Source organism: Pantoea sp. Morm, from assembly GCF_016643525.1.
Classification (GTDB): Bacteria; Pseudomonadota; Gammaproteobacteria; order Enterobacterales; family Enterobacteriaceae; genus Pantoea; species Pantoea dispersa.
Genome location: NZ_VOQX01000190.1, coordinates 1 through 2,955, shown reverse-complemented (window position 1 = coordinate 2,955; position 2,955 = coordinate 1). Strand labels below are relative to the sequence as shown.

General features: G+C 58.2%; 1 protein-coding gene and 1 pseudogene. Both read right to left on the bottom strand.

Annotated features, from left to right (window positions below):
- Nucleotides 1-362: 362 nt before the first annotated feature.
- Nucleotides 363-2,006 (bottom strand): methyl-accepting chemotaxis protein, encoded by a 1,644-nt coding sequence (locus FT726_RS26575; protein WP_346303779.1) that lies wholly within the window; start codon nucleotides 2,004-2,006, stop codon nucleotides 363-365.
- A 463-nt stretch (nucleotides 2,007-2,469) separates the two neighbouring features.
- Nucleotides 2,470-2,955 (bottom strand): annotated as a pseudogene (locus tag FT726_RS26570) (glycogen debranching enzyme GlgX); the annotation flags it as partial.

The window sequence follows — 2,955 nt, the reverse complement described above, 5'->3', positions numbered from 1 at the left end:
CAGCATGGGGCCACAGGAGAAGCCAAACAGAATCAGACCCATCATTTCCGTCGAGGCGGGCAGCACATCGCGCATAAAGGGGGTGCGGCTAACCCAGGAAGCCCAGGTAAAGCCAGGAATAAACATCAGGCCAAAGATGGCCCATTTACCGCGTGTCTGTTGCTGAGGGTGCATAAGGTTCCTTTAGGGAGCGGCGGGCATGCGGAGGTGAAACACTTTCGTTGCTGATGACCGTTAGCATGGTTCACAGAATAGCAGTTTTGCTGGCGCTCGTTGAGGCAATGTCGCTCGCGCCAGCGCGCCGGGAAGAATTCGTCAGTGGGAGAAAGCCCCTCCGCGCGACGACGCGGAGGGCAACGGGATTAGAAACTCTGCCAGTCGGCATCGCTGGCCAGTGCCAGGCGTCCCGGCTGTGGCGCGTTATGGCTCGCCGGCGCAGGCTTGATGACCGGCGTTGCGCCAGATTCCGTCAGCACGAAGCGGGTCACCAGCTGGTTGAGCGTTTGGGCCTGCTCCTGCAGCGATTGCGACGCGGCTGAGGCCTGCTCTACCAGCGCGGCGTTCTGCTGCGTCACATCATCCATCTGATTCACCGCCTGCTGCACCTGGCTGATGCCCTGACTCTGCTCAACCGCGGCCGCGGCGATTTCGCTCATCAGTTCGCTGACCTGATGGATAGCGTCATTCATCACCTGCATATTGCTGCTGACGTCGCTGGCCTGGGCGGCCCCGGCTTCAGTCAGGCGGTGTGACTCTTCGATCAAACCTTTGATTTCGCGTGCGGCCGAGGTTGAGCGCTGCGACAGGCTGCGTACTTCACCCGCCACCACCGCAAAGCCCTTGCCGTGCTCACCGGCGCGTGCCGCTTCGACTGCCGCGTTGAGCGCCAGAATATTGGTCTGGAAAGCGATACCTTCGATCATCGAAACAATGTCCGTGACCTTGCGCGAGCTGCCACGAATATCATCCATGGTCGAGAGCATGGTGCTGAGCGAGGTACCACTTTTTTCCGACAGCGCACTGGCGTTAGCCGCCAGCTGGCTGGCCTGGCGCGTGTTATCGGCGGTCTGACGTACGGTTTCACTCAGTTCAGTCATGCTGGCCGCGGTCTGCTCCAGCGAAGCAGCCTGCTGCTCGGTACGCGCAGAGAGGTCTTCGTTACCGGCGGCGATCTGCACCGATGCGCTGCCCACCGAATGTGACGCGCTGCGCACGGCACTCAGCGAACCGGCCACGCTGCGCATCAGCTGATTGAAAGAGTGCGCCATGGTGCCCACCTCATCGCGACGGCTTTCGTCTGCGCTGAGCGTCAGGTCGAGATTTTCACTGGCGCGCATCATGACTTTGCCGACATCGGACAGACTGCGACGAATGCGCAGCACGGTGAACAGGGCGAACAGGCCAAAAATAATCACTGTGGCTATCACGCCGGTAATGGTGGTCCACAGCATTTCATGGAAGGTGCTGAGGTTGGTGGCGCGTAACTCATCGCCGATAGAAATATTCAGCATCAGCTGCTGCTGGTAATTGGTGACCAGCTGGCGAATGGCGGCACCAATGCCGTTCTGCCCCTCGATCAGATCAAGGCTGATGGCGTTCTGATGCGCGCGCGAGGCATTGAGAAACGCCGGCAGCCGCTCGCTCACGCGCTGAATATTGGCAAAGGCCAGCTCGGTCAGGCGCTTATCTTCGTCACTGGAGAGGTTGTGAGTCAGGTAGTAATCGGTGAGCGATTTCAGGCCGCCGATCTGTTTATCAATGTCCGCTTCAACCGCAGGCATATTGCTGTCCTGCAGCTGAGTCTGATGTTTGTAAAGCGTCAGCGCCAGCTGATTGCTGCGGTCAATCAGCGTATTGAGGTCTTTAATCGACGGAATGGCGTTAGTCTGCACGTACTCAAAGCGCTCCTGAAAGCCGGACAGCAGTGAGATGGCGAGCACGGCTTGCAGAATGATGGCGCCAAACAGCATGGAAAAGGTCAGTAACAATCGTTGGGAGATGTTCATCTTATTATCCTTAATCTAAACGCACCCCGACGCATGACGCGGCGGGTACAAGGGCAGATTAAAGAACATCGGCAGATTGTGGTTTTTAGTTAATGAAATTTTAGTGCCGGGTAGCAGAAGAGTCTGGCGGGTTAACAGTGGAGCCGGTCGCCGTGAACGGCGACCCTACGGTGCATGTCCCGTTATTTGCGTAGGGTGCGCATTCATGCGCACCTGGATACCGGGAGTGCATGTCCCGTTATTTCCGTTGGGTGCGCATTCATGCGCACCTGGAAACAGGGAGTGCATGTCCCGTTGTTTCTGTAGGGTGCGCATTCATGCGCACCTGGAAACGGGGAGTGCATGTCCCGTTGTTTCCGCAGGGTGCGCATTCTTACGCACCTGGAAACCGGGGGTGCATGTCCCGTTGTTTCCGCAGAGTGCGCATTCATGCGCACCTAAAAACCGGCACTTCGCGCTTAACTCATGGCCGTCTGAACAGCGCCAGGCTGCGGCCTTCCAGCTCGAAATCCTTCTCTTTGGTGATCACCAATCCCTTACTGGCGCTGTCGGAGGTGGTCAGCTCCAGCACCCAGCCGCCTTCACCAAACTGCGGGATGCGGAACGGCACATTGCCTTCGAACGGATTGAACAGCATCAGCACATCGTGCCAGATACCTTCTTCGGTTTGCAGATCCGGACGCCCAATGTACACGCCGAGCGTCGAGCCCTCGTCCCACTGTTCCGCCTGCTGGAAACCGCCGCCAGCGTTAAACCATTTGATCTCCATGCCGTCGCGCCAGCTTTCACGTCGCAGCAGCGGCTGCTGCGTGCGCAGCGCAATGATTTGACGGGTGAAATCGCGTAACGCATCAGCGGAAGCCGGCAGATCTTCCCAGTGCAGCCAGGAAATCTCGCTGTCCTGACAATAGCCGTTATTGTTGCCCATCTGGCTGCGGCCAAACTCATC